Consider the following 25,490-nt stretch of genomic DNA (forward strand, 5'->3'; position numbering starts at 1 on the left):
GAATATTTTAATTTGAATAACACGTCCTGTGTCGGCTACTTTCCGGGCGGGTATAACTGAAACTCGTTTACTCCGAAATAGCCATGGTAATCCTGTATCGCCAGCCTGAATTTCTGCGCTTTGACGGGCTCCACTGTTTTGTCCCATTCACCCATTTTTGTGCCCTGCGCGAGCGAAACCCATTGGGCGCCTTTCTGGTACAGCACCTCAAACTTCCGGACCTCGGATGATCCATATTTCGATTCTCCGAGTTTGATGCGCCCTATCAGCTGCGGCTGTCCGAGATCCACTTCCAGCCAGCCGGACGGTTCGTACAAAGCCATGATCTCCGGCGACTGGTAATGCAGGTTTTTACCATAAAACTTGGAGAAGTCGACGTCCTTCCGGCGGCCTATCTTCCAGGCGGTTCTGGGATTATCGTCAAATGCAGCCGCCGGGTCGTGGTAAAACTGACCGACGGAGCTCGACGCAGCCGACTTTTGTGCATAGGCTATCGAACCGCTGGTGGGGAAGGGGATCACGGGGGCCATAGTTGCTGCATTCCTGTCCAGCGTCAGCACGGCGATGGTGGCAATGGAGTCGATTTTTCCCGCCGGGAAGCTGAGGTTTACCGACTTGCCCGACTGTTTGAATGGGATGATCGTCCCGTCCAGCAATGTGGCCTTGGTGACTTTTGCCGGGATGGGCGGCAAGGCGAGTTCGGTTTTACCGGCGTTCAGCAAATGCACATATGTTTTGTTGCCTTTGAAAGAACTCACATAATCTGCTGCGGGGGTGAACACGCCGCCTCTGGTATTGTAAATAGCTTCCTGATTTTTGGAGATCCAGCTACCCATTTCCCGCGCCCGGGCGGCAAAGTCTGCCGGGAAAACACCGGTGCTGTCCGGACCGATGTTGAAGAGCAGGTTCCCGTTCCCGCCTACGCAGCGCAGGAGCGTATGCACGGACTCTTTCAGGCTGCGCGGATGGTCCCCGAACTTCCAGGCCCATTGGTGGCCCATGTTGGTACAGGTTTCCCAGGGCACCTTGCCGTAGCCGGCCACGAAGCCCTCGGGTGTAGCGTAATCCGCGTATTTTCCAATGTAGGCGTGCGACTCGTCGGGCGTGAAGGGTTCGAGACGGTTATTGATGATGATTTCCGGTTGCAGTTTTCTGGCAAGGTCGTATACTTTTTTGGGTTCTACCGGCGTCGGCCAGCCTTCATAGTCGATCCATAGCAGGCTGATTTTTCCATAGTTGCTCAGCAGTTCGCGTACCTGTTCGAGTACGCGGTCGGCAAAAACGCCGTTGGTTTCGGGGTTGCGGCAATCGGGGTCTTTCCAGTCGGCAACGGAAAAATACCAGCCGATGGGCATGTGGGCTTCGTGCGCGGCCTGGGCCAGCTCTTTGCACACATCGCGGCCAAACGGCGTGTGCATGATGTTGTAGTCGTTGGTTCTGGTGTCAAAAAGCGAGAATCCGTCGTGGTGCTTAGCGGTAAGCACCATATACTTCATGCCCGAAGCCTTTGCCAGCGCCACCCATTCCTTTGCATTGAAGCGGGTAGGGTTGAAATCGCGGTAGAGTGCGTCGTATTTTGCTTTGCCATAACCTTCGCGCGACCAGCTGATTTCCTTTCCGATACGGGAAACCGGCCCCCAGTGAATAAAAAGGCCCATTTTGGCATCCTGCCACCATTGGAGGCGCTGGGCTTTGGGTATTTCGTTTTGTGAAATCCCTGGTAGCCCGATCCCGAGCAGCAACCATGCAAGTACTGTTTTCTTCATAGGTATCAATTTCAAATCAATGCTTTTCTTATGCCTGCGTAACACCAGCCCTTGCCCGTATGACCATATGTCCTGCCCGTGCGTAATACACGAGGTAGATATAGCACATTACCGGCACGACGAATGCCTGTTTGATCCCGAATGCATCGGACAACAGCCCCATTACCGGTGGAATTACAGCCCCGCCCACAATGCTCATGATGATCAGCGAAGAGCCGGTTTTGGTATAAATCCCTAAATTTTTGATGCTGAGTGTGAAAAGGATAGGGTACATGACCGATGTGAACAGGCCGACCAGCGACAATGCATACACGGATATATAGCCCGTGGTTGTCATGGAAATGCCCACCAGTACCAGCGCCGACAACGAACAGAATGCCAGCATCCCCGGCGGATTCACGCTCCTGAGCCAATAGGCACCGGCCAGCCGTCCTGCCAGCACCAGTGCCATATACAAGGTAATGAACAACGCGGCGCTCTGTTCCGTCAGCCCCGGTATCCCCGACGATTTGGCATAGCGGATCAGAAAGCTCACGATGCCGACTTCGGCGCCCAGGTAGCAGAATACACCCAATGCACCCAGCACAGTATGCCTGAATTTCAACACGTCCCGGATGCTGCCGGCGCGTCCTTCTTCTCCTTCGATTTTGGGTAACTGAATGAGGTAAAGTAAAAAACCGATGACGACGAACAATGCACCAAGGCTCAGATAGGGCGTTTTAACCAGCTGCGCTTCGGCATTCAGGTAATCCGCCAGTTGGGCAGGACTGAATTGCGCCACTTCCGCCGGGGAAGTTTCCTTCGCATGCAGCAGAAAGCGGCTGCCGATGAATGGCCCCAGTGTTGCCCCCACGGAACCTACTGCCGAGGCAAGGCTTAGCCGGCTGGAAGCACGCTCCGGGTCGCCCAGGACCGAAATGTAGGGCGTAGCAGTTACTTCCAGGAATGTAAAACCTGCCGCCATAATGAACAACGCCATTAGAAAAAGCGGATAGTAGCGCATATCGGCGGCGGGGAAAAAAAGGAATGCACCCGCGGCAGCTGTAAGCAGGCCGGTGACCATGCCCGCTTTGTAGCCGTACCTGCCAATAAACTGGCCCACGGGCAATGCCAGTAGAAAGTATCCGCCAAAGAAGGCCGACTGCACAAGCGAGGACTGGAAATCGGTCAGCTGGCAAGCCCTTTTCAAATGCGGGATGAGCACATCGTTGATGTTCCGGCTGAGGTTCCAGATCAGCATCAGGCTCATGACCACCAGCAGGGGCACCACTACACTTTTGCTGTTTTTCATTTCAAATGCACATTAAGTAAAAAAACGGGTTTCATCGTCGCCCAATGCTCATCCGGGCCCGCTTCGGGGAGTTTTTGCTGAAAGCCGGCCATCCACATGGCCCATTCGCTCTGACGGGGCATTGTCCCCATTTTCTCGAATGCGGTTTTCAGATCGGTACTGTCTTCGTGGTCGACGATCATAAACAGGTGTGTACCAATGCGGTATATCTGCATGTCTATAATGCCCGCGTCACGAATGCCCGCCGGGATCTCCGGCCAGATATTCCCCGGCTTATGGTGGTGTTCGTACAACGCGATCAGTTCCGCATCGTCGACCAGGTCCAGGGCCATGCAGGTTCTTTTCATTGCCATTCTTTTATCTTTTATATCCCAGTTCCGCACCGCCGCTCACCGGCATGATGCAACCCGTGACAAACCGTGCCGCGTCCGAAACCAGGAACACGGCAACGTCGGCGATCACATCCCCGCCGGGGCAGTAACCTAGTGGATGAATGTGGTCCAGGTAGCTTTCAATCTCACCGGTATTAGGCTGTTCTCCGGCCCATTTGCGCAACATAGGCGTCCATACACCGGCTGGGCACACCGCATTCACCCGGATGCCGAAAGGCGCATAATCCAATGCCATTGCCTTCGTAAGCGCGCTCATTCCTCCTTTCGTTGCGACGTAAGCCGCATGGTTTTCCTGCCCGATTTCGCCTACCATACTGCTCGTGTTGAGCACGCAGCCCCGGGTGGCTTTCAGGTGTTCCAGCCCGTATCGGGTCGTGAGATAGACGCTTTTCAGGTTAATATCGAACAGGTTATCCCACTCTTCCTCCGAGGTTTGATCGAGTGATCTGGAAGGGCTGGCGATACCGGCGTTGTTGTGGATCACATGCAGTTTCCCAAAGGTTTCTACCGTTCTGTCGATCGCATTCCGGATATCGTCCTTTGTTCTGACATCTCCTTCGTAAGTGAGCAGCGGTCCGGAGCCGTAGTCGCCGGTAAGTGCGGCTAATGCCTCGGGGTCAGCGTCCAAAACGCTCACACGGGCGCCTGCCCGCAGGTATGCGAGGGTGCATTCCCGCCCGATGCCAGACGCACCTCCCGTTATAAATATCGTTTTGTTGGTCAATGCATTCATGATTCCTGTCTGTTTCTGGACCGCCTCAATCTTTCAGGTCGCTGCTGCTGCCGGGCACCTGCGGGACCTGGTAAAAGCCGCCTGTGATCTCCGCGGGATGCACAAAATACGGCTGTAAATGCGGAATATGTTCGAGAAACAGATGTTCGTGCCCCATCCCGATGTGGTTGAACAGTACCAGGTGCTGGTGGATCTGGCCCATATCGCCCACATGCGGGACCACCGGTACACCCATTTTGCGTGCCAACAGGCTGATCGTCAGGAATTCCGAAACGCCCCCGACGCGTACGGCGTCGACCTGGCAGAAATCCATGGCTCCTGCCTGCAGAAAGTTTTTGAAAATAACCTTGTTAGGAATATGCTCGCCCGTGGCTACTTTAAAAGGCGCAATAGCCAGTGCAATGGCCTGGTGGCCCGTAACATCGTCCGGATGGGTTGGTTCTTCGATCCAGAAGGGGTTGATATCGCCGAGCTTTTTGCAAATGTTCAATGCCTGGGGCAGGTTCCATTTCTGGTTGGCATCCACCATGATCGTAGCCTCGGGTCCGGCGGTGTCGCGGATCAGCCGGGCGCGGCGTATATCGCGTTCCGGATCGTCGGAGCCTACTTTCAGTTTCAATGCATTGAAACCCTCGGCTATGGCCTTGCGGGTGTTTTCGGCGATCTTCTCATCCGAAAAATTGAACCAGCCTACCGAAGTGTCGTAACCTTTGTAGCCCGTGTCGAGCACGCCCCGGCGCTGCGCCCGTGAGGAGTGTTGGTCAGTAAGCAATGCGATAGCCTGCTCCTGGGTAAGCACTTCTTCCAAATAGCTGAGATCAAGGGTATTCACGAGTTGTACGGGCGTGAGGTCGAGCAGCAGCTGCCATAGCGGTACGCCGCGGGTCTTGGCCCACAGGTCGTAGCAGGCATTCACGACGGCCGCCAATGCGAGGTGGATCACACCTTTATGCGGGCCAAGCCATCGCAGGGAAGGGGCATCGGCCATGGTGCGGTACACATTTCCGAAACCAGCCATCAGTTCTTCGATCTCCCGGCCCTTCAATGAGGCAGCTAGATATTCGATGGCCTTGCAGACGAGGTCGTTGCCGGCCCCGAGGGTGAATGCAAGGCCGACGCCGGTAATAGCCGAATCGGTGCGAAGGCAACATACGGCGTAAGCATATTGGGGCGTGGTGTGTGTTGCATCGGACCCAACCCCGTCATGAAGGTCGAAGCGTTTATCCTTTATTTCTATTGCGGTAATGTGCATTGTTTTATAGCGATGTCAATATGATACCATTAAAATTGAGTCGATTTTTTTCAATGTGTCAATGGAGTTTCAAATTTCTAATGGCTTAATAAATGTCTTTTTATCAATGTTTTATTCTTTTTTAGTGTGGGAAAAGGTTTAGGGGATTTGTTTTTCGTTTTTTGAAATGATTGGTTTGTTGAAGAATATGTACAAATTTATGGGTGATAAGTCCTGTAAATTGATGGCGGATTGATCATTTGCAATACTATGTTTGCGTAAATATTGAAACTTTGGAAGCATGAAAGCCACGTATACCCTCTTACCAGAATTTGCACCTTCCCGGAAGCCATTTGTGGTCAAAAAGATCGTCAGATCGTATTTTTCGACAGATTTTCACTTTCACAAAGAGTGCCAGCTCGTGTATGTCCTCTCCGGGTCCGGAACCCGCATCATCGGTCATTCGATCGAACGGTTTGAAGAAGGTGATCTCACCTTTGTAGGGCCTAACGTGCCGCACGTCTGGTACAGTGAATCCAAAGCCAACGAACCGGCTGCGGAAGCCATTTCGCTGGCGCTATATATCAATCCGGAGGCCATATGCGAGCAACTGAATGCGTTGACCGACACGATGGAGCTGCGGCAGTTTTTCAGGGAGTCGGAACGTGGGATAAGGATCTGCGGTGAAAAAAGATTCCTGATCACAGACCTCCTGAAGCAAATGCTTGCCCAGGGAAACCGTCAGGTGGGGCTGCTGGCATCCTTCCTGCAAATTATCGACCAGCTCCTTGATCCGGCGGAGCTGGTCTGGCTTAATGTACCTGACCCGATTTCGACCTATTCGACGCAGACGTCGGGCCGCGTACCGAAGCTCATGCATTACATTCAGCAGAATTTTAAGGAAGATATCACCCTGCAACAGGCTGCGTCGGTCGCCGGTTTACAGATCCATTCATTCTGCCGGTTTTTTAAGACACTCACCAACCGTACTTTTTCGGATTTTCTGAATGAGGTGCGGATCGGCTTTGCCTGCAAGTTGCTGCAACAGTCGGATTTACCGGTAACACAGATTGCCCTGGAAAGCGGTTACAGCAATATTTCCTATTTTAACCGCTGCTTCAAAAAAATCAATAAAATATCGCCGAAGGAGTACCGGAACCAAAGTGCGGCAAAAAACTAAACTACCCGCCGGGTGTGACGGATAGCAATACACGTTATGTGAAGTAATTTTCTTTTGCTTTACATCCTCTGGTTCATATCAATCACGCTCAGTTCCGTGATGGAGGGCAGGCCACTCGCTTTCGTTACGCGAAGACGCAGCCTGGAAGTCCGGTAACTGGCCGGCAAGCGGATCACCTTGCAGTCGCCCATCGGTTCGCGGTCCATAAAAATGGTCTGCCAACGCCCTTCAAGCATAATGTCGATGCTGTATTCCCGAATACGGGGAACCCGTATCTGCGAAAAATGGTCGGGCAACTCCTTCACATCCTGGTATTCAAAAATGGATATTTTATTGAAAGCCTCCTGCGGGTTCAATGCGATTTCCAGTGTCGCCAGCGTATCGGCCGCACTCCATCGGCTTTCAAAACTCCCGTCGTTAGCGGCGAAAGCGGGAAATGCCTTGCCCTTTTCGCTCAGTTCGCTGGTGGCTGTGGCGGGTTGCGACAGCGAAATGAACCTGCCGTTTTTGGGCAACGGCTTTTTTAGGTCAAGGCCGAGCCGTTTACCCAGGCTGATGGCCGTTATGGCTTCATACTCGCGGATGCGGCCCGTCTGGTCCGGTGGTACGTTCATGACCAGGCAGTTATCGTTATAGGTGCACCAGTAGAAAAGTTCTTCGAGCTCATCGAGCTCCCGGGTAGGCAGTTGCGCGGATTTTTGGAACCAGTTCCAGTTGCGGCTGATACAAATGGTATGTTCAAACGGGAGATAATAAGACTTGCCGTCATGCAGGTATTGCTTCTTATCGAACCGGGTAATGAGGCGCGGGTCCCACAGGCGGAAATCGGAGGGGAAATACTGGAAAAAGTATTTGTTGTCGGCCGTCATATCAGCCGGGATCGTGTAGTTCCGCTTTCCTTCCTCGTTCACGATCGTGTGGTTAACGCTCACTGCGCACAAAGGACTGTATTTTTTGACGAGCTTATAGATTTGTTCAATACCCCATTGGTCGGGTTTCTTGTCCCAGCCGCCGTCGAGCCAGAGTTCGCAGATCGGGCCATAGTTGGTGAAAAGCTCGGTGAGCTGTTTGAGCATATAATCGACATACACCTGCGGATTTTTATCTTTGCAGGAAGGCTCATGCCGGTCCCAGAGCGAATAATACACGGCAAACTGAATGCCATATTTCTTGCATGCGTCGGAAACGGCCTTGACCACGTCCGTTTTGTTGGGGGAGCCGGCCACGTCATAATCGGTGTATTTACTGTCCCAGAGGCAAAAGCCTTCATGGTGCTTGGTCGTCAGCAGTACATACCGGAACCCGGCCTCCTTAGCCACCCGCACCCATTGATCGGGGTCGAGAGCCGTGGGGTTGTACCGGTCGATGGGCAGGCTGCCATCGGACCATTCTGTGTCTGCAAATGTATTGATCCCGAAGTGGATGAACATCCCATAACCTCTTTTGATCATGGCGGCCTGTGCCGGGCTGGGTTTCGCTGCCGGTAGTTGCAGCTGTGCGACAGCGTTTTGCAAAGCGAGGAGCAATAGCGTGGTAGTGAGCAGGCGCAGTTTCATTGGAATGTGGGTTTAAGAATAATCCTAATGCAAAAGAAGCGCTCCTCCGCTTGCCAAGTACTCACGCTGTTAACCAGTTTCAGCACTATATTGGCAAAAAAAGAAGCGTGAGGCGGCCTTTTCCGCCTCACGCTTCTGAAAATCCCAAACCGGCAGGGTTAGAGCGCCGAGCTTACCAGGCTGACAATACCGCCCAACTGCTTGGAAGATGCCGCAGCCGCAAGTTTGGCGGCAGGGCCTTTCTTGTCCAGTCCCGAAACCGTTTTGGTGGCTTCGCCCAGCAATCCGCCGAGCTGCGATTGTTTGTCGGAACCGAGGATAGACGAGCCCGCCTTGATCAATCCGAGACTGCTGGTAAGACCGGCCGCATTACCCAGCAATCCTGAATCGCCCTTGCCGAGCAATCCGCTGATGCGGTTGGCGCCGATCAGCATTTTAACGGCGTTAACCACCTTGCCCAATGCACCACCGGAGAGCTTACCGGATGAAGCCAGGGGGATCAGTGCTTTCAGGTCGCCCGCCTTGCCCAGTAATTTGTCTTTCAGGCTTCCGTTGGAGCTTTTTGCCTCTTTTTCCAATGCCGAAACACCGTCTGTAAGGGCGTCGGCTGTACCCGACTTGTCGCCTTTTTGTGATAGTGACATGGCTTTGTCGAGCAGGCTTTCAACGGAAAGGCCCTGTGCCGTAGTGCGGTACGATGTGAGCGCCAGGAAAAGGACCGTGGTCAGCGCGTAGAGGAAACGTTTCATAGTTTTATTCAAAATAGTGGTAAATGGCGGCAAATTAGATAAAAAAGGGATGTTTTGGAAAAATAGAGACCGGCGGTTGCAAATAGCGTAAAATCCCTCTAAAAAAATCCGGGCCGTTCCTTTAAATTTCAGCACGCTTATAACTCCCGTTCCACACTGCGCTCTATGACCAATGCCGTATCAAATTGAACCCCCTGCCACACGACGCCTCAGGATCCTGACGTTTGATCCGAGTCTGGCATCTATGCTCGAAACATCCCATATCAACCAGATCACCCTTTCGATCCCGTGGGAAAAAGACCTGCTTCCAGGTCCCGTGGGTGAGTACATCGAAGTGGTCGATTATGATCCGGCCAGCGGAACGGGTTACAGGCCTGTAAATCTCAACGACCCCCACCTGCTGGCGCAGGACGGACTGCTGCCTTCCGAATCCAATCCGCAGTTCCATCAGCAAATGGTATATGCCGTCGCGATGACCACTATCCGTCATTTCGAAAGAGCGTTGGGGCGGGTTGCATTCTGGGGTGACAGGCAGGTATGGAAGGCGGGCGAGTACACCGAGCAGTTCGTGCGCCGTCTGCGTATATACCCGCACGCCCTGCGCGACCGGAATGCCTATTACAGTCCGGCGAAAAAAGCGATCCTATTTGGGTATTTTCCTGCCACCAGCCGTGACCGTCATACGATGCCCGGCACGCTGGTATTCACCTGTCTTTCACACGATATTATTGCACACGAGGTCACGCACGCGCTGCTCGACGGCGTACATCCTCGCTTCAACGAGCCCAGTAATCCGGACGTACACGCCTTTCACGAAGCCTTCGCGGATATCGTCGCGCTATTCCAGCACTTCTCCTATCCGGTGGTACTGGAAAGTCAGATCAGTAAAACGCGGGGCAATCTGGAATCCGAAAACCTGCTGAGCCAGTTGGCGCAGCAATTCGGGCAGGCTACGGGCCGGGGTGCCGCCCTGCGCGACGCGTTGGGTAAGCTCAACGAGGCAGGGAAGTGGGAGCAACGTCAGCCGGATCCGTTGGTTTTGCAAAAGACCATGAGCCCTCACGAACGCGGGAGCATTCTGGTGGCAGCGGTTTTCCGGGCTTTTCTGCTGATATACCGGTCAAGGACCGCGGACCTGTTCCGGATCGCCACGGGCGGCTCAGGTACCTTGCCGGAAGGGGAGATTCACCCGGACCTCACCCGCAGGCTCGCCCGCGAGGCAGCTACCTGTGCAGACCGGGTGTTACAGATGTGCATACGCGCGATTGACTACTGCCCGCCGGTAGATATTACGTTCGGTGATTTTCTCCGCGCCATTATTACTGCCGACCTGGATTACATGCCGGATGAGGAGGGAAGTTTCCGGATCGTGTTTATCGAAAGCTTCCGGGAATGGGGTATTTATCCGCGTGGTGTCACAAACCTCGGTATCGAAACATTGGCGTGGCCGGCCGGCGATGAGCTGATGGAAAATCTGGCAGCTGTCCGGCGTGGAATCGCTCCGGGAAGCGCCGGTGTCAAAACCGACATAACCGAGCGGAAAAAACGAATCAAGGACTTTTTCAAAGAAGAAGGCGTAATCGACTGGAACCTCGAAAGTGACCGGTTTGAAGTCTGGAAACGATTGGAACCTCTGAAGGCAAAATGGTGGATATGGTTGGAACGGGGTGATACCTATAAGAACGACTATGCCACCTTGTTCGGGCTGGTGCTCGACGGTAAGGCGCCGCCGACAGTTTACAGGGATAAATCCGGTAATCCTACCGTCGAGGTTCACGCCGTTCGGCCGATCATCCGCCGCGCCAACCGGGGAAGTATTCATACGGCCTATATCATCGAGATCACACAACGCCGCCGGGGGTATTTTGACAAAGACGAACAGTTACGGAAAGACAAATTGACCTGGAACAAACTTTCCCGCGAAAGAGGGGACTTCACCTTCCGCTCGGGATGCACGATCCTGATCGACCCCGCCACGCAGGAGGTGCTCCGGGTGATACGTACCGCCGGCGACATTGCCAACAATGCTGAACTTGAACGCGTCCGCAGATTCAAGACCGGCGAGACGACGGTCAATGGCAACGCATTTGACAGCGGTTTGCCGCTGAGCGGGCGTCTGGGCGTCGATTCTCTACTAAATGAACCATTCGCATTACTTCATTCTGATCCATCATGAGCGATCTCCTTATACCGCCACCGGATGGCGTTACGGTGCGAATGTACCGGCAGGGCCATGGCGACTGTTTCCTGCTGGCGTTCCCGACCGAACTGCCGGACAAACCATTTTACGTCCTGATCGACTGCGGACTGAAACCGGGCTCCCAGGATTTCATTCATCCGGATAGTACCGGCGCAGGTTTCCGGGAGGGGCCAAAAATCAATGATATCGTGCAGCATATCGGTAAATCTACCGGCAATCACCTGCATCTGATGGTGGTCACGCATGAACACCAGGACCATGTAAACGGAATATGGAAAAAGACCAAACCCTATTTCAACGACATTCAGATCGACAAGGCATGGTTTGCCTGGACGGAAGACCCGGACGATGAACTGGCGAACACACTTCGCGAACGTCACAAAGATCAGCTGCTAGGGCTTGTGAATGCACGGAACCAGATGGCTGGCTTGCCGGTCGACGAAAAATCCAGCCGGGTGCTCAGCAGGGTCGACCGCCTGCTTGAACTGGAAACGGGAAATGAACATGGATCAAATACTCCGATTGCATTTGCGGTTGCTGATATTCAAAAATCCATCAACAAGCAAGGGCTTCGGCTGATCAAGCAGAAGGCGGCCGCGAATGGCGGCATCGAATATCTGCGGCCGGGCGATGAAAGGGAAATTTCTCCCAACGGGACCAGGGTTTATGTTTTCGGCCCTCCGCGGAACGAGGACCTTCTGACCGACGAGGACCCGAGAGCTAACGAGGCATTCCCGGATGAGAAACCAACCGGACATGGTTTTTCCATGCTGGCCGCTGCCAGTGTCGGTTCGGATAAACGAACTTCCCCATTCGATGCACGTTTCCATCTATCGTTCTCGGACATCGATCCTGACGCATTTGTAACGACCTATTACGGGCACGGCAGCACCGGTGAAAGTGTAGACAAAAGCGAGGTAGACTCCAATGCATCCTGGCGGCGAATCGATAATGAATGGCTCTATTCGGCGGAAAGTCTGGCTTTGCAGCTCAACACCGGCATCAATAACACGAGTCTGGTACTGGCTTTCGAGCTGCCGGTGTCCCGGAAAACCTTGCTTTTTGCTGGGGATGCCCAGCGTGGGAACTGGGTGTCGTGGCCTGAAAACACCTGGGGTTCCGGTGAGGCCAAGGTGACGGTACGGGATCTGCTGGGCCGGACGGTGCTTTACAAGGTCGCACATCATTGCAGCCATAATGCAACCCTGGCCGGCCTGACGGAAGATAAGCACCCCAACCTGTCCTGGATGGGTACGGGTAAATATGCGTCGGAGTTTACGGCGATGATCACCGCTGTCAACAAGTGGGCACTTACTAAAAACAATCCGCCGTGGCGGCACCCGCTGCCATCGATCCTGAAAGCGCTGGAGGAAAAAACGAGCGGGAGGATTTTTCAGACCGACCAGACGTCCTTTGTCAAGAAAGTCAGCCTGCCGCAGCCGGCCTGGGACGAATTCCTCTCCCGCTCCAAGGTTGATGAACTCTATTTCGACTACCTCATCAAGGATATCGCATTGTAACCCCCAACCTCCAATCCCGCTGAACTTATGGCTGAAACTGGCGAAGCTACTTTCGAACGCATTGCATTAACAATTTCCGGCGGTGGATTCCGCGCTGCCGCCTATGGGCTGGGAACGCTCAACCTGCTGCATTTACTGGGTGTACTGGAAAACGTGCATATGCTGTCCACCATTTCAGGCGGCACGATCACCGGTGCATTTTATGCCGCGCGCCGGAAACAGGGGCAGTTCATGGACGTCATTTACGACGATTTTTACAAAATCCTGGGGCGGGACGAAATTCTTGAACGATCTATCAGCAACTGGGGTAAAGCGGCGGACACACCGGGTGCAAACTATAAACTGATCCGTGCATTTGCCGACACGTACCACGAACAACTGTATGGCCAGGATCGTTTCAACCTGTTCTGGAAGCCGGATGCACCCGAGGTGCCCTTCCATTTACAATCGGTGATTTTCAGTGCCACGGAGCTGGATACCGGTACAGCGTTCCGATTCCAGTATGCCGGCCACCTTCCTGAACAGGTGCAGGAGAATGGTCGGTTTTTTGACAGCTACTACATAGGCAACGGTAACGTGACGATCCCGCGGGATCGCGCACGCCAGATCCGGCTGGCCGATATCGTCGCGTCATCGTCCTGCTTTCCCGTGGGTTTCGAGCCGCTTGTTTTACCCGATGATTTCTTTCCAAAAGATGATCCGGCGCTGATCTTTAAAAACTCCAACGGCACCATCGTACCCATCGAACGGCTGGGAATCATAGACGGCGGTGTGTATGATAACCAAGGGATCGAAGCCATTGTGACAGCCAATAACCGTAACGCGGCATATCTCGAAAACATCGGAGAAGCTGTTCATGATCCGTCGCTCGAACCGTCTACTTTGCTGATGATCGCGGACGTGGCCAGCGCGCAAACGGAGATCTACACCCCGCCGGGTCCGGGACCGGCAGCTGGGAGGGAAAAGCCCATCGGGCGTATCGGGAGGACCGTCGGCCTGATTTCAGTAGTTTGCCTGGTGGTCGCATTGATACTGGCCTTTGTACAACTGGGCGCACGAAGCGGCGGAAATTTCTTCTTCGGTCTGCTGGCAGGTATTGCATTGACGGTGTCTGCGCTGCTTTTTGGTTTGACAAAGGTCTGGGATCGTGTGACCGGAGGAATCGAGGACCTGGAACCGCGGATTTACAGCCTGGGTATGCCCGTCTTTCTGAAATTCACATTTTCGCAATGGGGCTATCTCTTGAAAGTCAGGATAATGACGGCTGTGAAACTGTTGCTGTCCGTGTTTTTGCGTCGCGTGCGCTCGCTCAACTACGGGCTGGTGTTCGCGGATGACAACTTCCGGCCCAAGGCGGTCATTACCGGCATTCTGAGCGGTATACTCCGCAATGCGGACCGAAGGGCAGACCGGCATTCACTGCTTGCCCAAAGCAAGGTGTTTGTTCCGGTCATTCAAACGGCCAATGAAATGGGCACCACGTTATGGTGGCTCAAAGACCGTTTCCGGATGGACGCAATCATTGCCAGTGCCGAGATTACATTGACCTACCGCATTCTCGTCTATTTTGAAAATAATACGAAGGATGGAACCCGGTCGCCCAAAGACCAGCAGGTGCTGGAAAGGGCACGGCTGATCTGGTTGGCCTTTCTGCTGTCGCAGGATGCAACCCGCCCTGATACTTATTTCCCGGGTTTTAAGCTGCATCCGTCCATGGCGGCGGCTATTGCGTCACCCGGTATTACGCCACCCGCAAAACTCATTGCGCTCGCACGGGTACAGGAGGCAAAAGGATAAAGCATCGCCGGATAATAAGTAAGATTTTAGTAGGGGTGATTATTGGGTATATTTAATTGATAACCAATTTAATATACTCAATAGTCATCTAACTGCGCATCCTGCTATGAAAACATCGCACTACTTCTCCGCTGGTCTTAGGTTATTCGTTTTCGCGCTTTTTACGGCCGCTTTTTCCTGCACCGATCACGATGTTCCGGTCAATTTACCGGAATCCGCCTGCACGGCCACGGACGGTTCGTCAAGGCTCTACCCCTGTGAGTTTATCATCGAATCGATTACTTTTCTGGCGAAGGATGGAACGGATCTGGGGGCCGTGACCGGTTCAATGCAAAATATCTCCTTATCACGCTTCCAGGCAAAGGCCAATACGAACACCGGATACGTTCCGGGCACCAATGGCGGCGCTACTTTCGATGTCAGAATGCGGATCAAACGGGTGGCAAGCCCTTCATTCCCCGTTGCGACAGGCTATTTGCTGGGTTATACAAATAACGCGTCGGGCAAACTGATCCTGCACACACCGAGTTTCCCGGGCGACACTTACGGTGAACGAAGCAAAATCGGTTCGCCGTTAACGCTCGATATGGTGATCGGGGAGAGCCGGGACGTGACGTTTGAGAAGACTATACCCTATGAGATAATCGATGCCGGCCCGGGCGGTATCAGACCCAGCGCATTTTTTGCTTCCACTTCATTTTTCCTCGATAATGACGTGACCACGCTCCGGTTTAATCGCAGTGTAGATCCTTACCGGTATGTAGGTAGTGTAGTCGAAGCGTATTATGAAAAGCTTGGCATTCAGATTTCCAACTGATTGCACTATGTCTTGACCAGCCGCCAGTCTTTGGGAGAAACTCCGAAGCGCGTCTTAAAAACAGTGGAAAAATAGCTTTGCGAGGTAAATCCGGTCCGGTCGGCAATTTCGGCGACGCTCAGGTCCGGGTTGCGGAGCAATACGCATGCTTTTTCCAAACGCAGATGGAGTATAAGGTCATTGGTGCCGCCTCCCAGTAATGCTTTGGTCTTGCGGAAGAGTTGTACGCGCGAAAGTCCCAGTTCCTTTCCCAGCGATTCGACGGTAAGTGAGGGATCGTCCAGGCGCGAGACGATGAGTGCGCGTAGGTCGTTGACGAATTTCCTGTCGAGTTTCGAAAGTCCGGTTTCCTGATCCGTGATACCCTGGCCTACCTGAGCAGTTTTGAGCAACAGCCGGTTAGCAAGCAGACTTCGGATACTTTCCAGCAAAAATGCGGGGCTGAATGGTTTGGTCAGGTACATATCCGCCCTGGCCTGCATTCCTTCCAACTGCTGCTCCGGATTGTTTTTGGCTGTCAGCAGGATCACCGGGATGTGGGAGGTCCGCATATCCGATTTTAATGCGCTTGTGATCTGCAAACCATCCATGCCAGGTAACATGACGTCGCACAGCACCAGATCGGGTACGGCGTCGAGACATTGATCGAGGCCGGATTTGCCATCCCTGGCCGTGATGACCTGGTATTCGGAATGTAAAAGCCCCTCGATAAACGTCACCAGGTCCTCATTATCTTCCACAATCACAATGCTGGGCAGGTCCTGGCGGTCGGGAGTAGCGGGTGTGGTGGCCTGCTCCGGCTCCGTTGTAAGCCAGGCTATCGACCTTTGGGCGGTATCTATGGTCGGATCAGTGATGTCTTCCGGTTGAAAATGCCCTTTGCCGAGCGGTAATGTGACCGTGAATGTAGCGCCTTCACCTTTTTTACCGTCAGCTGTAATGGTCCCCTGGTGCAATTCCACAAACTCCCGTGAAAGCGGCAACCCGAGCCCGGTGCCTTTGATCGAATTTTTGCCCTGGTAAAACATTTCAAATGCCCCTGCGATATCCGTATCGCTCAGTCCGGAGCCATTATCTTCCACCCTGATCACCACGTTCTGGTCTGCCTGGGAGATATGGATGTAGATATGCCCCCAGTCCGAGGTGAATTTGAATGCGTTCGACAGCAGGTTGAACAGCACTTTGTCCATCATGTCGGTATCAAACCAGACACGCAATTCATTCAGTGTGCTGATGAGGCGAAAGTCGATCCTGCGTTTTTTCGCGACATGGTCAAAAGGCAGCATTAGTTCACGGATGAAGGCAATTGTGTCATTTTCAGAGACCTGCAGCCGGATCTTGCCGCTCTCAATTTTGCGGAAGTCCATGAGCTGGCTGACCAGCCATAGTAGACGCTGCGCGTTTCTCTGCACCAGCGACAGGTTCTTTTTGACTGCCTGGTTTTCATTTTTTTGTCTTAAAAGCTCCTCCACCGGCCCCAGGATGAGCGTGAGCGGTGTCCGGAATTCGTGTGAAATATTCGTGAAAAACCGGAATTTGGATTCGGTGGCTTCCTGTGCTTTTTCGGCAATATCCTGTATTCGGTTGCGCTGCACCAGGATCTCCCGGTTTTTGGAATTAAGCTCCCGGTTGATCTTCTTGTTCTCGATCAGTGAATACAATGCTACCGAACCCAGAATGATGGAAACGATGAACAGGCCGGTCATTACGTACAGCAGTCCGCGTTGCGTCTGGTAAATTTCCAGCTGCTCGTCGATACGGGCCTGCTGGCGTTCGATGTCGTTTTGCTGGGACATCATCTTGTCGGTCTGCATTTTGATCATCCTGACATTGGATGAGTCGATAATAGCTGTTTGCAGCAGGTTTTCTTTTTGATAAGGGTGTTTTTGGAGGATGTTCATGGCAACCCGCGCGGCTTCTTCACCACCGGTCGGATAGAGCGCAGTGGCGGTAATGTGGCCGTCATATACCATTTGAATGTCCCCAAACTGCCCTGGCAGGCCGTCTACCCCGATGACGCGGATTTTGCGGTCGGGAAATATTTCATTGCATACCTCCCGGGCGCCCATCGCCATGACCTCATTCTGGGCGAAGATGAGGTCGAGATCGGGAAAGCGGGGGAGGACTTTACGTAATTCCTTTTTAGCGATATCCTTTTCCCATTGGCCGTTCAATGTAGCCACACGCTGTATGCCTGCATGAGCGGTAAGTGCGTCCACAAGCCCGCGATGGCGGTCGGAGGCGGGCGAGGAGCGGGGCAGGCCGGTAATTTCGATGATTTTGCCGTTCCCGCGCAACAATGTCGCCGTGTACTCGCCGACGGTTTTACCCACCTGGTAATTGTCGCCGCCTACATATGCCGTAAAATAGGGCGACGATGTACGACGATCAACCACCACCACCGGAATGCCCTGGCGGTACGCCTTTTCGATCACCGGCGTCAGCGGGTCGGATTCATTGGGAGATACGATCAGGAGTTGGATCCCGCTTTTCAACAGTTCTTCAACCTGCCGGATTTGCACCGCGCTATTGGCGTGCGCATCCTTGTAAATGAGACGCGTATTGTTGTGAAACGCGAGCTCACGCTGCATACCGTCGAGCATCGCTTTGCGCCATTCATCGTCGCCGGTACATTGTGAGAATCCTATGACATAGTCTTCCTCTTGTTTTTTGGCGCAGCCTCCAAACAATGTCGATACCAGGAAGACGATCAGCAATAGTCTCATTATGAAGAAATTACCCCGATCTGGCCGGGGTAATTCGGGTTTTAGCAAAATAGTGATTTCTATTTCAAATATAATACAAAATTAACGCCCGCTACTCGATCGAGGGTTTCAGGATGTTGTATTGAAGGCCTTCGATCCGGATTCCTTTCGCCGACTTGATAAAAAGCGTCGAAAGGGGTGTGTCGGGAAAGAAAATATCGGTCATGACCGTCAGTCCCTCGTCCGTAAAGAGCTCCACAGAGGCTGCATCTGCCACGAGCGACAGCTTGATCTTCCCGTCTTTAGACAGCCGGGGCGCTGTATGCCGTTGTCCGAAACCTGCTTCAAAATCGATCTTGCCCGACTTGGAGCGATCGATGTAATATTGATTGGCTGCCTTGTCGTAACCGATCGTAAGCTCATTGCCGGTTTTGTTGGAAAGGACGAGTTCAAAATCATCGGCTGTGGCAGTCTGGAAATCCAGTCGGAACAGTCCGGATGCGTTACCGCCCTTGGGGGTAAGGTCAATGGGCGTTTTGACATCGAGTACTTTCCTCGAATATCCTTCCTCCTTAATACTATCCAGCTCTTTCGCGGGCACCGACGTCAGGTACAGCTCCTTCCCGACGGCTTTCAGGCCCAGTTCACGGGAAATGGTGTTAGCGCTGCGCCACGGGTCGGTAGGGACCTGATTGGCGTATTGCCAATTGCTCATCCAGCCCATCAGGAGTGTTCGGTTACCGGTGTTAGAGAATGTAACGGCGGCATAATTGTCGGCACCCCAGTCCAGCCACTTGGTTTCTTTGGAATAGGCTGAGAAAGTTTTCCCATCGAAATCACCCAGGAAATACTGGCCTGCGGAGCCTTTGTTGGGGCCGCCCGGATTGATATTCACAATGAGCACCCACACCTGCCTGCCATTGTGCATAAGCGGGAACAGGTCCGGGCATTCCCATACCCCGCCGTGTGCACCTGCATCCACGCCGAATTCACTTTCCTTCGACCAGCTTTTGAGGTCTGGAGAGGAGTAAAATGTAATGCGGTCCTTGGTGGCGAGCGTCATAATCCACTTTTTCTGCGGTTCGTACCAGCGCACTTTCGGGTCGCGGAAGTCGGTGATGCCCGGGTTGGGTAATACAGGGTTGCCACTGTATTTCGTCCAGGTTTTGCCTTCATCGAGGCTGTACGCGAGGCTCTGGTATTCGTGGCGGCCCGTCTTCTGTTTTTCAAGGACTGGATTATGATGCGTGAAAATCGCGACGAGCGGTACCTTGCCGTCCTTGCCGAAACCGGAAGTGTTATTGACGTCTGCTACGGCGCTGCCGGAAAAGATGTAGCCCAGACTGTCGGGATACAACGCAATGGGCTGTTCCTGCCAATGCAACATGTCTTTACTGGTAGCATGGCCCCAGTGCATCGGACCCCAGATCTTGGCGTCCGGGTAGTACTGGTAAAACAGGTGGTAAGTGCCATTATGGTATACCATGCCGTTCGGGTCGTTCATCCAGTGGGCTTTTGGAGAGAAGTGGAACCTCGGGCGGTACTTTTCAGGGACGTCCTGGGCCTGTGCGAACTGTGCGAAAAGCAAGGTTGTGAATATGGGGATGATGTAGTTTTTCATTTAGTTGTTTTTTAATGCCATGAAGGGACCGCAACAACGGATTTATACTAATGTTATTCGCGGCAGCCCAATTAATAACCCGGATTCTGCTTATAAAGTCCCTTGGTAAAGCTGATTTCACGTTGCGGGATCGGTAAATATTCGTCCCGGCCCGCGGTAAATTTGGCGGTGGCAAGGAACGGCCTTCTTACCTTTTCCTTGTCAAGATACGCATTCAACGTCGGCTCGGCGATACCCCAGCGAACGAGGTCGAAGAAACGCGGACTTTCGGTGGCGAATTCGAGCCTTCTTTCCCAACGCATGGCTTTTCTTGCAAACTCCTGTGTCCAGCCGGATGCAGTATATTCCTTGATATTGTATTTGGAAGGCAAGTTGCCGTCAGCCTTTTTGAGGCGGCCGGTGCTGGCAGCCGCACGCTTACGGATCTGGTTGATCAGCGGCAGCGCCAGGGCATGCTGCCCCAGTTCGATATAAGCCTCGGCCTGCATCAGCAATACGTCGTCGTAACGGATGATGTCGATGTTCTTGGAGCTGCCGATGAACGGACCTTCCTTATGATAGGAAGAACTGGTGGCAAGCTGCTGTTCCTTCATAGTATGGAAAAAACCATACACCCCCGGGTCGCGTACCCAGCTGTTGCTGAACGGCTTGGTTGCGTCGTACTTGTACGGATGGCCATCTATGCCGATGGTGTGGTCTACGCGCGGATCTACCGTTTCAGTGGCGAAATCGACATTCTTGTCATTGAATGTGTCGAACAACGGTAAGCCGTTCGCGTCGGTCCGGTAGGCGTTGGCGAGGTTCTGGCTGGGCTGGTGGAATCCGCAGCAGCCATATTGCGGGGCACCGTGCGGATAGTTGAGTCCGGTCACGTAGCTGATGCGGCCCACGGCGGTTCCGTCGTTGATCGAGTACTGGATCGCGAAAATAGATTCCGGACCATTCTCGGTTTCAGCAATGAAATTCTCCGCAAAATCAGGTTGGAGGCTGTATTGGCCTGCGCTAATCACTTGCTGGGTCAGCGTCACTACCTCCTGCAGGCGGTTTTTGTTGATGCCCGTCACCTTGTGGTTCGCATCCTGCTCATAGGCCTGGAATAGCCGTAGCTTGGCCAGGTATGCCGCCGCCGACAACTTGTTGGCCCGGCCGATCTGGCTTTGCTTCTGGGGCAGGTTCTCGACCGCAAACTGGAAGTCGTCCCCGATTTTGCTCCATAGCTCGTCGTTGGTATAATGCGTATTGGATTCTTTGAGAATGTCATCGCTTGTCAGCTTTTCATCGATATAGGGAATGTTTTTGAACAACATTTTGAGCATAAAATGCGAGTGACCGCGCAGGAAACGCATTTCGGCAATGCGGGTTGTTCGGAGTGCGAATTGGTCGTCCGTCAATGCATTCAGGCTGGTGAGCGCAGCATTGGCGCGGGAAATGGCTTTGTAAAAGTTCTCCCAGGTGAATGGGTGCATCAGGCCGAGATCGGGGCGGGTAAGGTTGTAGTGCTCATAGAAATCGACTTCCGCGACGTCCGAAACGCCGCCCCCGCCTTTGTATGCATCGTCGGAGCGTACGCTGCCGTACACCCACATGCTTGTCATGGGACCTATCATATCGTCGTTGCCAATACCGGCGTAGGCAGCGGTGACAAGCGATTCGGCAGCAGAAGCAGATTTGACATTATCGGACGAGAGCAGCCCTTGCGGCTGGTAGTCCAGGAAATCGTTGCAGGAAGTATTGACCAGCACGGTTCCCGCGACGATCAGGCTGAATAGGGATTTGTTTTTCATGATCAGTTGCATTTCAGGGTTAGAAGGAAACGTTCAGGCCGAATGTGAGTGTTCTTGGGATCGGGATGGCGTTGATGTCCGTCCGTTCGGGATCCGGGCCACTGAATTTTTTTGATTTGATCAGGAACAGGTTCTCGGCCATAATGTACATCCGCACCCTTTGTAATTTGATTTTCTGTACCAGGTCGGAGTTCAATGCGTAGCCAAGCTGGATATTGCGCAGTTTGAAATAAGAGGTATTCACATTGAAATAATCCGAGGTACGTGTCTCATTGTTGGCATCGGACAACGACAGGGCCGGTATTCTGGAACCGGTGTTAGTGGGTGACCAGGCGTCGAACACTCCTGGTCCGACGTTTTCACGGCCGCGGATGAAGTTGTTGTAGAATGTGTAATTATCAAAGCCCTTTCTGCCTGCAATCCCGGATCCGAAAACAGACAGGTCGAATGACTTGTAGAATGCCTCGAATTTCACATTGTACTCGAAAGCAGGCAATGTAGTACCGAAGAACACCCGGTCGAGGTCGTCGATCTTGTTGTCGCCGTTCGTATCCACGTAGCGGATGCGTCCGGGGCCTGCGCCTACCTGTGCGGGAGCGGCGTCCACTTCGGCCTGGTCCTGGAACAGGCCGGCAGTTTTATAACCGAACAAATCGAATTGCGAGTGCCCCAGGATGGTTTGGATGGCATTCCCGGCATAGGCAGCTCTTACTTCTTCGGGCAGTTCGATGATCTTGTCGCGGAAGCGGCTCACACCCGCCATGATGTTATAGGTAAAATCACCTTTGGGCCGCGCATAGTAACCTGCCGAAAGCTCGAAACCCCTGTTGGATTTGGCAGCGCCATTCAGCACGCGCAATTGTCCTTCGCCCACAGCCGAGGCAACCGGCGGGGTGATGAGAATATCGCTGGTCTTGCGGGTGAAGTAGTCGAATGAACCCTGGATCATGCCGTCAAAGAGCCCGAAATCCAGCCCGAAATTGGCTTCGTCGGTAGTTTCCCATTTCAAATTGGGGTTAGCACCCTGGATGGATACAAAGCCGGAGGGCAGGTTGCCCGTGTTCGCCCCATTGAGGTCATAAGCGGTACCGATGTTGTAGAACTGGTCGAAAAAGCCGTTGTGGCCATTCGGAAACTGCGACTGGCGCGCGCCGTAACGCGTATCATACAATCCGAAGCGGGCGAGGTCACCGATCTCCTGGTTACCAACCCTGCCAACCCCGGCCCGCAGTTTCAGATTGCTTATTTTGGTAACACCTTTGAAAAACTGCTCCTTATCGATGCGCCAGCCCACCGATGCGGCCGGAAAAATACCGTAGGCATTTTCGGAACCGAAACGCGACGAGCCGTCACGACGAATGGTGATCGCGGCCAGGTAACGGTCCGAAAAGCCGTAATCGATGCGTGCGAATTGGGAAAGCAGCCTGCTGCCCGAGCCGGAGCCGGTGACGTTGGTATTGCCCGTTCCTGCATTGAGTACAAAGTATTCTTTGGTTTGGACGGCAAAGCCTTCTTTTCTGGCTATTTCAAAATCCGAATCGTTCTTGATGGCCTCGATGCCTGCTAAAAACTTGAAATGGTTGTTGCCCAGATCCAGATTGTACCGTGCCGTGTTGGACCAGGTAATGCTCAGGTAGCGGTTCTGGTCGATCGTCAGGCTGTTGTTGGCGCGGCCGAAAGAGCCTTCTTCAAAGGATTGTTCGATGTTTTTGAAGCGGTAGGCGGCGTTGTCGGCGCCCAGGCTGGTTTTCAGGAAGAAATTTTTGAATGGCTGCAATTCCACAAACACATTTCCGAACAACGTAAGCCGGTGCGCATTGTCCCATTTGTTGATCTCCTGCATGTGCAGCGGGTTGTTACGGTCGGAGTACCCCGAACCGATCGCACCACCCCAGGAGCCGTCTTTGGCATAAACCGGAATGGTGGGGGCAAGGGTAACGGCCAGGCCGGGCGTTCCCGCACCGCCGATGTCGGTCGAAGCGAGGGTTTCGTTGGAGGAAGCCATTTGCATGTTAGCCCCGATTTTCAGTTTGCCATCAAATGCACTGGTAAGCCCGTTGATCCGGCCACTCAGCTTGTCATAGTCGGTATAGCGGAGCATACCGGTATTTTTGTAATAACCCAGGTTGATTTGCAGCGACGAGGTGCCATTGCCTCCCGAAATCGTGAGTTCATTGTTGGTGACGATGCCGGTTTTGTACATCGCTTTCTGCCAGTCGGTATCGCCCGCAGGCATGTTGGCATTGCCGCCCACGAGCGGTTGTACTTTCACGCCATTCAGCACCGGATTGGTGAAATCTTTGTTCCAGTCGAACTGATACAACGCGCCGTAACCATCTTCCGGGTTTACCCCGTCGTTGACAGAAGCCTGCCATAATGCACGGCCGCGATCCACGGCGTTGAGCATCTTGAAGCGTGCATATTTCTCAGACTGGGCGGAAATACTGGTATTGAAATCGATATTGATCTTTCCGTTGCTGTTGGAGCCGTTTTTCGTGGTGATGATGATAACGCCATTGGAAGCGCGTGAACCGTAGATGGACGACGCGGAAGCATCTTTGAGCACCTGTATCGACTCGATGGAGTTGGGGTTCAGTCCCTGAAACACCTCAGGGCGCTTGGTAGGTACGCCGTCGATAATGTAGAGCGGATCGGTGTTCCCGAGGGTGTTGGCGCCACGGATCAGGATCCGGGAGTTGGTGCCATTCGGTGAGCCCGTTTTCTCGATGTACAATCCAGGTACACGTCCCTGCAATGCCTGCATGGGGTTTCCGGAACTGATGTTTTTCAACGGAGCCATATCCACCACGGCTATGGCACCCGTAAGGTCTTCTTTTTTGGAAGAAGTATAACCCACGACCACCACTTCATTGAGGCTTTTCTGATCGTAGTCGAGCGTCACCGCGATGGTCGTCTGGTTCCCGATCACCACTTCTTTTGTTTGCATGCCAATATAGGAGAAGACCAGCGTCGCCCCTGCGGCAGGCGAAATGGAATAGGCTCCTGAAACGTCGGTAACAGCACCATTTGAAGTCCCTTTTTCCAGGACATTAACACCGGGAAGCGGTTCGCCGTCAATGCTTTTGACGACTCCTTTCACAGCCCTGTTTTGCGCGTGGACGGGCAGATTCACCACACAGGCGACCACGAAGGCCACCAGCAGTAGAATTTTTTGCATACTGGTAATGGGTTAAGATTAAATAGGGTAAGTTGGAAATCAGTGCGCAGCGGGCTGCTGCGTATGGATCAGGTCTTGAATATCGGTTTCGCCAAATGCAGGCAATGCACCGGATTTACCTGCTACAAATGCCCCGGCAGCACAGGCAAATTCCAGCGACTCTGCAATGGAATGCCCTGTAGCGTTCCGGTACAGGAATGCGCCCAGAAACGCATCGCCGCTGCCGATGGTGTCGGCAACCTCTACGCTAAACCCGGGATGCTGCTGGTATTCGCCGCTGGTGGTGAGCACCATAGCGCCATCGGCACCGCAGGTGAGGATGACCATACTGAGCCGGAAGCGATCCAGGAGCATGGTCATGGCCTGTCTTTCGTTTTCAAATGCGCCTACCCAGCCGGCTACTTCGCGGAGCTCATGCTCGTTCATTTTCACGATCCGGGCAAAGCCGAGTAGTTCGAGCACCTCCTCACGGGTGTAGTGCGGGGGGCGGAGGTTGACGTCGAAGACCGGAACGCGGGCGTGAGTGAGGTAACGCAGGAGTGTGCCGCGCGTGGTATGATCGCGGGCGGCGAGGGTGCCGTACACGAAAAAATCGCTTCCGGCAACCCGATCGGCAGCAGCAGGGTCGAACTGAATGTAGTCCCAGGCCACAGGATGCAGGATTTTGTAGGTTACTTCGTTGCTGTCTGAGACATTGGCTTTGGCAATGCCCGTCAGGTGTGTTTCGCCGGTTTGGACCCAGGTAGTCGAAAGTCCCTGCTGCGCCATGAATGCGAGCAGTTCGCTGCCCAGCTCGTCGTGGCCCACCCGGCTGATAAAGGAAACGTCCATGCCATAGCGCTGCAGATGTGCGGCGACGTTCATAGTAGCTCCGCCGGCGAGGCGGGCGTCGGGCAATACGTCCCAGAGCACTTCTCCAAATACGGTTAGCTTCGGTGTCATGATCAAATCGGTTAAAATAGTAAGGGGA

Annotated in this window: 17 protein-coding genes; 5 read left to right on the forward strand and 12 right to left on the reverse strand. The window is 53.4% G+C overall.

Annotated elements, in window-relative coordinates; translation table 11 throughout:
* Positions 1 to 35 precede the first annotated feature (35 nt).
* The 5 genes from BP71_RS01650 to BP71_RS01670 are packed head-to-tail and all read right to left on the reverse strand — an operon-like array spanning position 36 to position 5,434.
* On the reverse strand, positions 36 to 1,766 hold the full coding sequence (locus BP71_RS01650) for an alpha-L-fucosidase (protein ID WP_496375918.1): 1,731 nt from the start codon (positions 1,764 to 1,766) through the stop codon (positions 36 to 38).
* A 28-nt stretch (positions 1,767 to 1,794) separates the two neighbouring features.
* Positions 1,795 to 3,057 (reverse strand): L-fucose:H+ symporter permease, encoded by a 1,263-nt coding sequence (fucP, locus tag BP71_RS01655; RefSeq protein ID WP_496375920.1) that lies wholly within the window; start codon positions 3,055 to 3,057, stop codon positions 1,795 to 1,797.
* Positions 3,054 to 3,404, reverse strand: coding sequence for an L-rhamnose mutarotase (locus tag BP71_RS01660; RefSeq protein ID WP_496375922.1), 351 nt, complete (start codon positions 3,402 to 3,404; stop codon positions 3,054 to 3,056). Before BP71_RS01660 ends, fucP begins: the two co-directional genes overlap by 4 nt.
* A 10-nt stretch (positions 3,405 to 3,414) precedes the next feature.
* Complete coding sequence (locus tag BP71_RS01665) at positions 3,415 to 4,182, reverse strand: SDR family NAD(P)-dependent oxidoreductase (protein ID WP_496375924.1); 768 nt, start codon at positions 4,180 to 4,182, stop codon at positions 3,415 to 3,417.
* 25 nt (positions 4,183 to 4,207) lie between these two features.
* Positions 4,208 to 5,434 (reverse strand): enolase C-terminal domain-like protein, encoded by a 1,227-nt coding sequence (locus BP71_RS01670; RefSeq protein WP_496375926.1) that lies wholly within the window; start codon positions 5,432 to 5,434, stop codon positions 4,208 to 4,210.
* A gap of 280 nt (positions 5,435 to 5,714) precedes the next feature.
* Between BP71_RS01670 and BP71_RS01675 the strand changes: the two genes are divergently transcribed.
* Positions 5,715 to 6,593 carry a helix-turn-helix domain-containing protein gene (locus tag BP71_RS01675; RefSeq protein ID WP_496375928.1) on the forward strand — a complete coding sequence of 293 codons (879 nt, stop codon included), beginning with the start codon at positions 5,715 to 5,717 and terminating at the stop codon, positions 6,591 to 6,593.
* Positions 6,594 to 6,652: 59 nt separating this feature from the next.
* Here BP71_RS01675 and BP71_RS01680 read toward each other — a convergent pair whose 3' ends face one another.
* Together BP71_RS01680 and BP71_RS01685 are read right to left on the reverse strand one after the other, a co-directional pair.
* Positions 6,653 to 8,149, reverse strand: a complete 1,497-nt coding sequence (locus BP71_RS01680) for an alpha-L-fucosidase (protein WP_496375930.1) — start codon at positions 8,147 to 8,149, stop codon at positions 6,653 to 6,655.
* 158 nt (positions 8,150 to 8,307) lie between these two features.
* Positions 8,308 to 8,898: a hypothetical protein gene (locus tag BP71_RS01685; RefSeq protein WP_496375932.1), complete on the reverse strand. Its 591-nt coding sequence runs from the start codon at positions 8,896 to 8,898 to the stop codon at positions 8,308 to 8,310.
* Between the two features lie 244 nt (positions 8,899 to 9,142).
* On the opposite strand from BP71_RS01685, the gene BP71_RS01690 reads away from it, so the two are divergent.
* The 4 genes from BP71_RS01690 to BP71_RS01705 all read left to right on the forward strand — a co-directional run bounded on the left by BP71_RS01690 (position 9,143) and on the right by BP71_RS01705 (position 15,232).
* Positions 9,143 to 11,074: a hypothetical protein gene (locus BP71_RS01690; protein WP_496375934.1), complete on the forward strand. Its 1,932-nt coding sequence runs from the start codon at positions 9,143 to 9,145 to the stop codon at positions 11,072 to 11,074.
* On the forward strand, positions 11,071 to 12,618 hold the full coding sequence (locus BP71_RS01695; RefSeq protein ID WP_496375936.1) for a ComEC/Rec2 family competence protein: 1,548 nt from the start codon (positions 11,071 to 11,073) through the stop codon (positions 12,616 to 12,618). The genes BP71_RS01690 and BP71_RS01695 overlap by 4 nt, the downstream gene beginning before the upstream one ends.
* Before the next feature lie 27 nt (positions 12,619 to 12,645).
* On the forward strand, positions 12,646 to 14,415 hold the full coding sequence (locus BP71_RS01700; RefSeq protein ID WP_496375938.1) for a patatin-like phospholipase family protein: 1,770 nt from the start codon (positions 12,646 to 12,648) through the stop codon (positions 14,413 to 14,415).
* A 106-nt stretch (positions 14,416 to 14,521) separates the two neighbouring features.
* Entirely contained in the window at positions 14,522 to 15,232 is a 711-nt protein-coding gene (locus BP71_RS01705) for a hypothetical protein (protein ID WP_496375940.1), read from the forward strand.
* A gap of 5 nt (positions 15,233 to 15,237) precedes the next feature.
* Here the strand turns inward: BP71_RS01705 and BP71_RS01710 are convergent, their stop codons facing one another.
* The 5 genes from BP71_RS01710 to BP71_RS01730 form a co-directional block, all read right to left on the reverse strand.
* Positions 15,238 to 17,958, reverse strand: a complete 2,721-nt coding sequence (locus BP71_RS01710) for a hybrid sensor histidine kinase/response regulator transcription factor (RefSeq protein ID WP_496375942.1) — start codon at positions 17,956 to 17,958, stop codon at positions 15,238 to 15,240.
* A gap of 91 nt (positions 17,959 to 18,049) precedes the next feature.
* A complete protein-coding gene (locus BP71_RS01715) occupies positions 18,050 to 19,558 on the reverse strand; it encodes a glycoside hydrolase family 32 protein (protein ID WP_496375945.1) in 1,509 nt (502 codons plus the stop codon).
* Positions 19,559 to 19,629: 71 nt separating this feature from the next.
* Complete coding sequence (locus BP71_RS01720) at positions 19,630 to 21,342, reverse strand: RagB/SusD family nutrient uptake outer membrane protein (protein WP_496375947.1); 1,713 nt, start codon at positions 21,340 to 21,342, stop codon at positions 19,630 to 19,632.
* 19 nt (positions 21,343 to 21,361) lie between these two features.
* Positions 21,362 to 24,520 (reverse strand): SusC/RagA family TonB-linked outer membrane protein, encoded by a 3,159-nt coding sequence (locus BP71_RS01725; protein ID WP_496375949.1) that lies wholly within the window; start codon positions 24,518 to 24,520, stop codon positions 21,362 to 21,364.
* A gap of 39 nt (positions 24,521 to 24,559) precedes the next feature.
* Positions 24,560 to 25,462 (reverse strand): carbohydrate kinase family protein, encoded by a 903-nt coding sequence (locus BP71_RS01730; RefSeq protein ID WP_496375951.1) that lies wholly within the window; start codon positions 25,460 to 25,462, stop codon positions 24,560 to 24,562.
* Positions 25,463 to 25,490 lie beyond the last annotated feature (28 nt).

Source organism: Dyadobacter ginsengisoli DSM 21015, assembly GCF_059568735.1.

Coding starts and splice junctions, on each gene's coding strand:
- BP71_RS01650 (WP_496375918.1), bottom strand. CDS start 1,766: ATGAAGAAAACAGTACTTGCATGGTTGCTGCTCGGGATCGGGCTACCA.
- fucP (WP_496375920.1), bottom strand. CDS start 3,057: ATGAAAAACAGCAAAAGTGTAGTGGTGCCCCTGCTGGTGGTCATGAGC.
- BP71_RS01660 (WP_496375922.1), bottom strand. CDS start 3,404: ATGAAAAGAACCTGCATGGCCCTGGACCTGGTCGACGATGCGGAACTG.
- BP71_RS01665 (WP_496375924.1), bottom strand. CDS start 4,182: ATGAATGCATTGACCAACAAAACGATATTTATAACGGGAGGTGCGTCT.
- BP71_RS01670 (WP_496375926.1), bottom strand. CDS start 5,434: ATGCACATTACCGCAATAGAAATAAAGGATAAACGCTTCGACCTTCAT.
- BP71_RS01675 (WP_496375928.1), top strand. CDS start 5,715: ATGAAAGCCACGTATACCCTCTTACCAGAATTTGCACCTTCCCGGAAG.
- BP71_RS01680 (WP_496375930.1), bottom strand. CDS start 8,149: ATGAAACTGCGCCTGCTCACTACCACGCTATTGCTCCTCGCTTTGCAA.
- BP71_RS01685 (WP_496375932.1), bottom strand. CDS start 8,898: ATGAAACGTTTCCTCTACGCGCTGACCACGGTCCTTTTCCTGGCGCTC.
- BP71_RS01690 (WP_496375934.1), top strand. CDS start 9,143: ATGCTCGAAACATCCCATATCAACCAGATCACCCTTTCGATCCCGTGG.
- BP71_RS01695 (WP_496375936.1), top strand. CDS start 11,071: ATGAGCGATCTCCTTATACCGCCACCGGATGGCGTTACGGTGCGAATG.
- BP71_RS01700 (WP_496375938.1), top strand. CDS start 12,646: ATGGCTGAAACTGGCGAAGCTACTTTCGAACGCATTGCATTAACAATT.
- BP71_RS01705 (WP_496375940.1), top strand. CDS start 14,522: ATGAAAACATCGCACTACTTCTCCGCTGGTCTTAGGTTATTCGTTTTC.
- BP71_RS01710 (WP_496375942.1), bottom strand. CDS start 17,958: ATGAGACTATTGCTGATCGTCTTCCTGGTATCGACATTGTTTGGAGGC.
- BP71_RS01715 (WP_496375945.1), bottom strand. CDS start 19,558: ATGAAAAACTACATCATCCCCATATTCACAACCTTGCTTTTCGCACAG.
- BP71_RS01720 (WP_496375947.1), bottom strand. CDS start 21,342: ATGAAAAACAAATCCCTATTCAGCCTGATCGTCGCGGGAACCGTGCTG.
- BP71_RS01725 (WP_496375949.1), bottom strand. CDS start 24,520: ATGCAAAAAATTCTACTGCTGGTGGCCTTCGTGGTCGCCTGTGTGGTG.
- BP71_RS01730 (WP_496375951.1), bottom strand. CDS start 25,462: ATGACACCGAAGCTAACCGTATTTGGAGAAGTGCTCTGGGACGTATTG.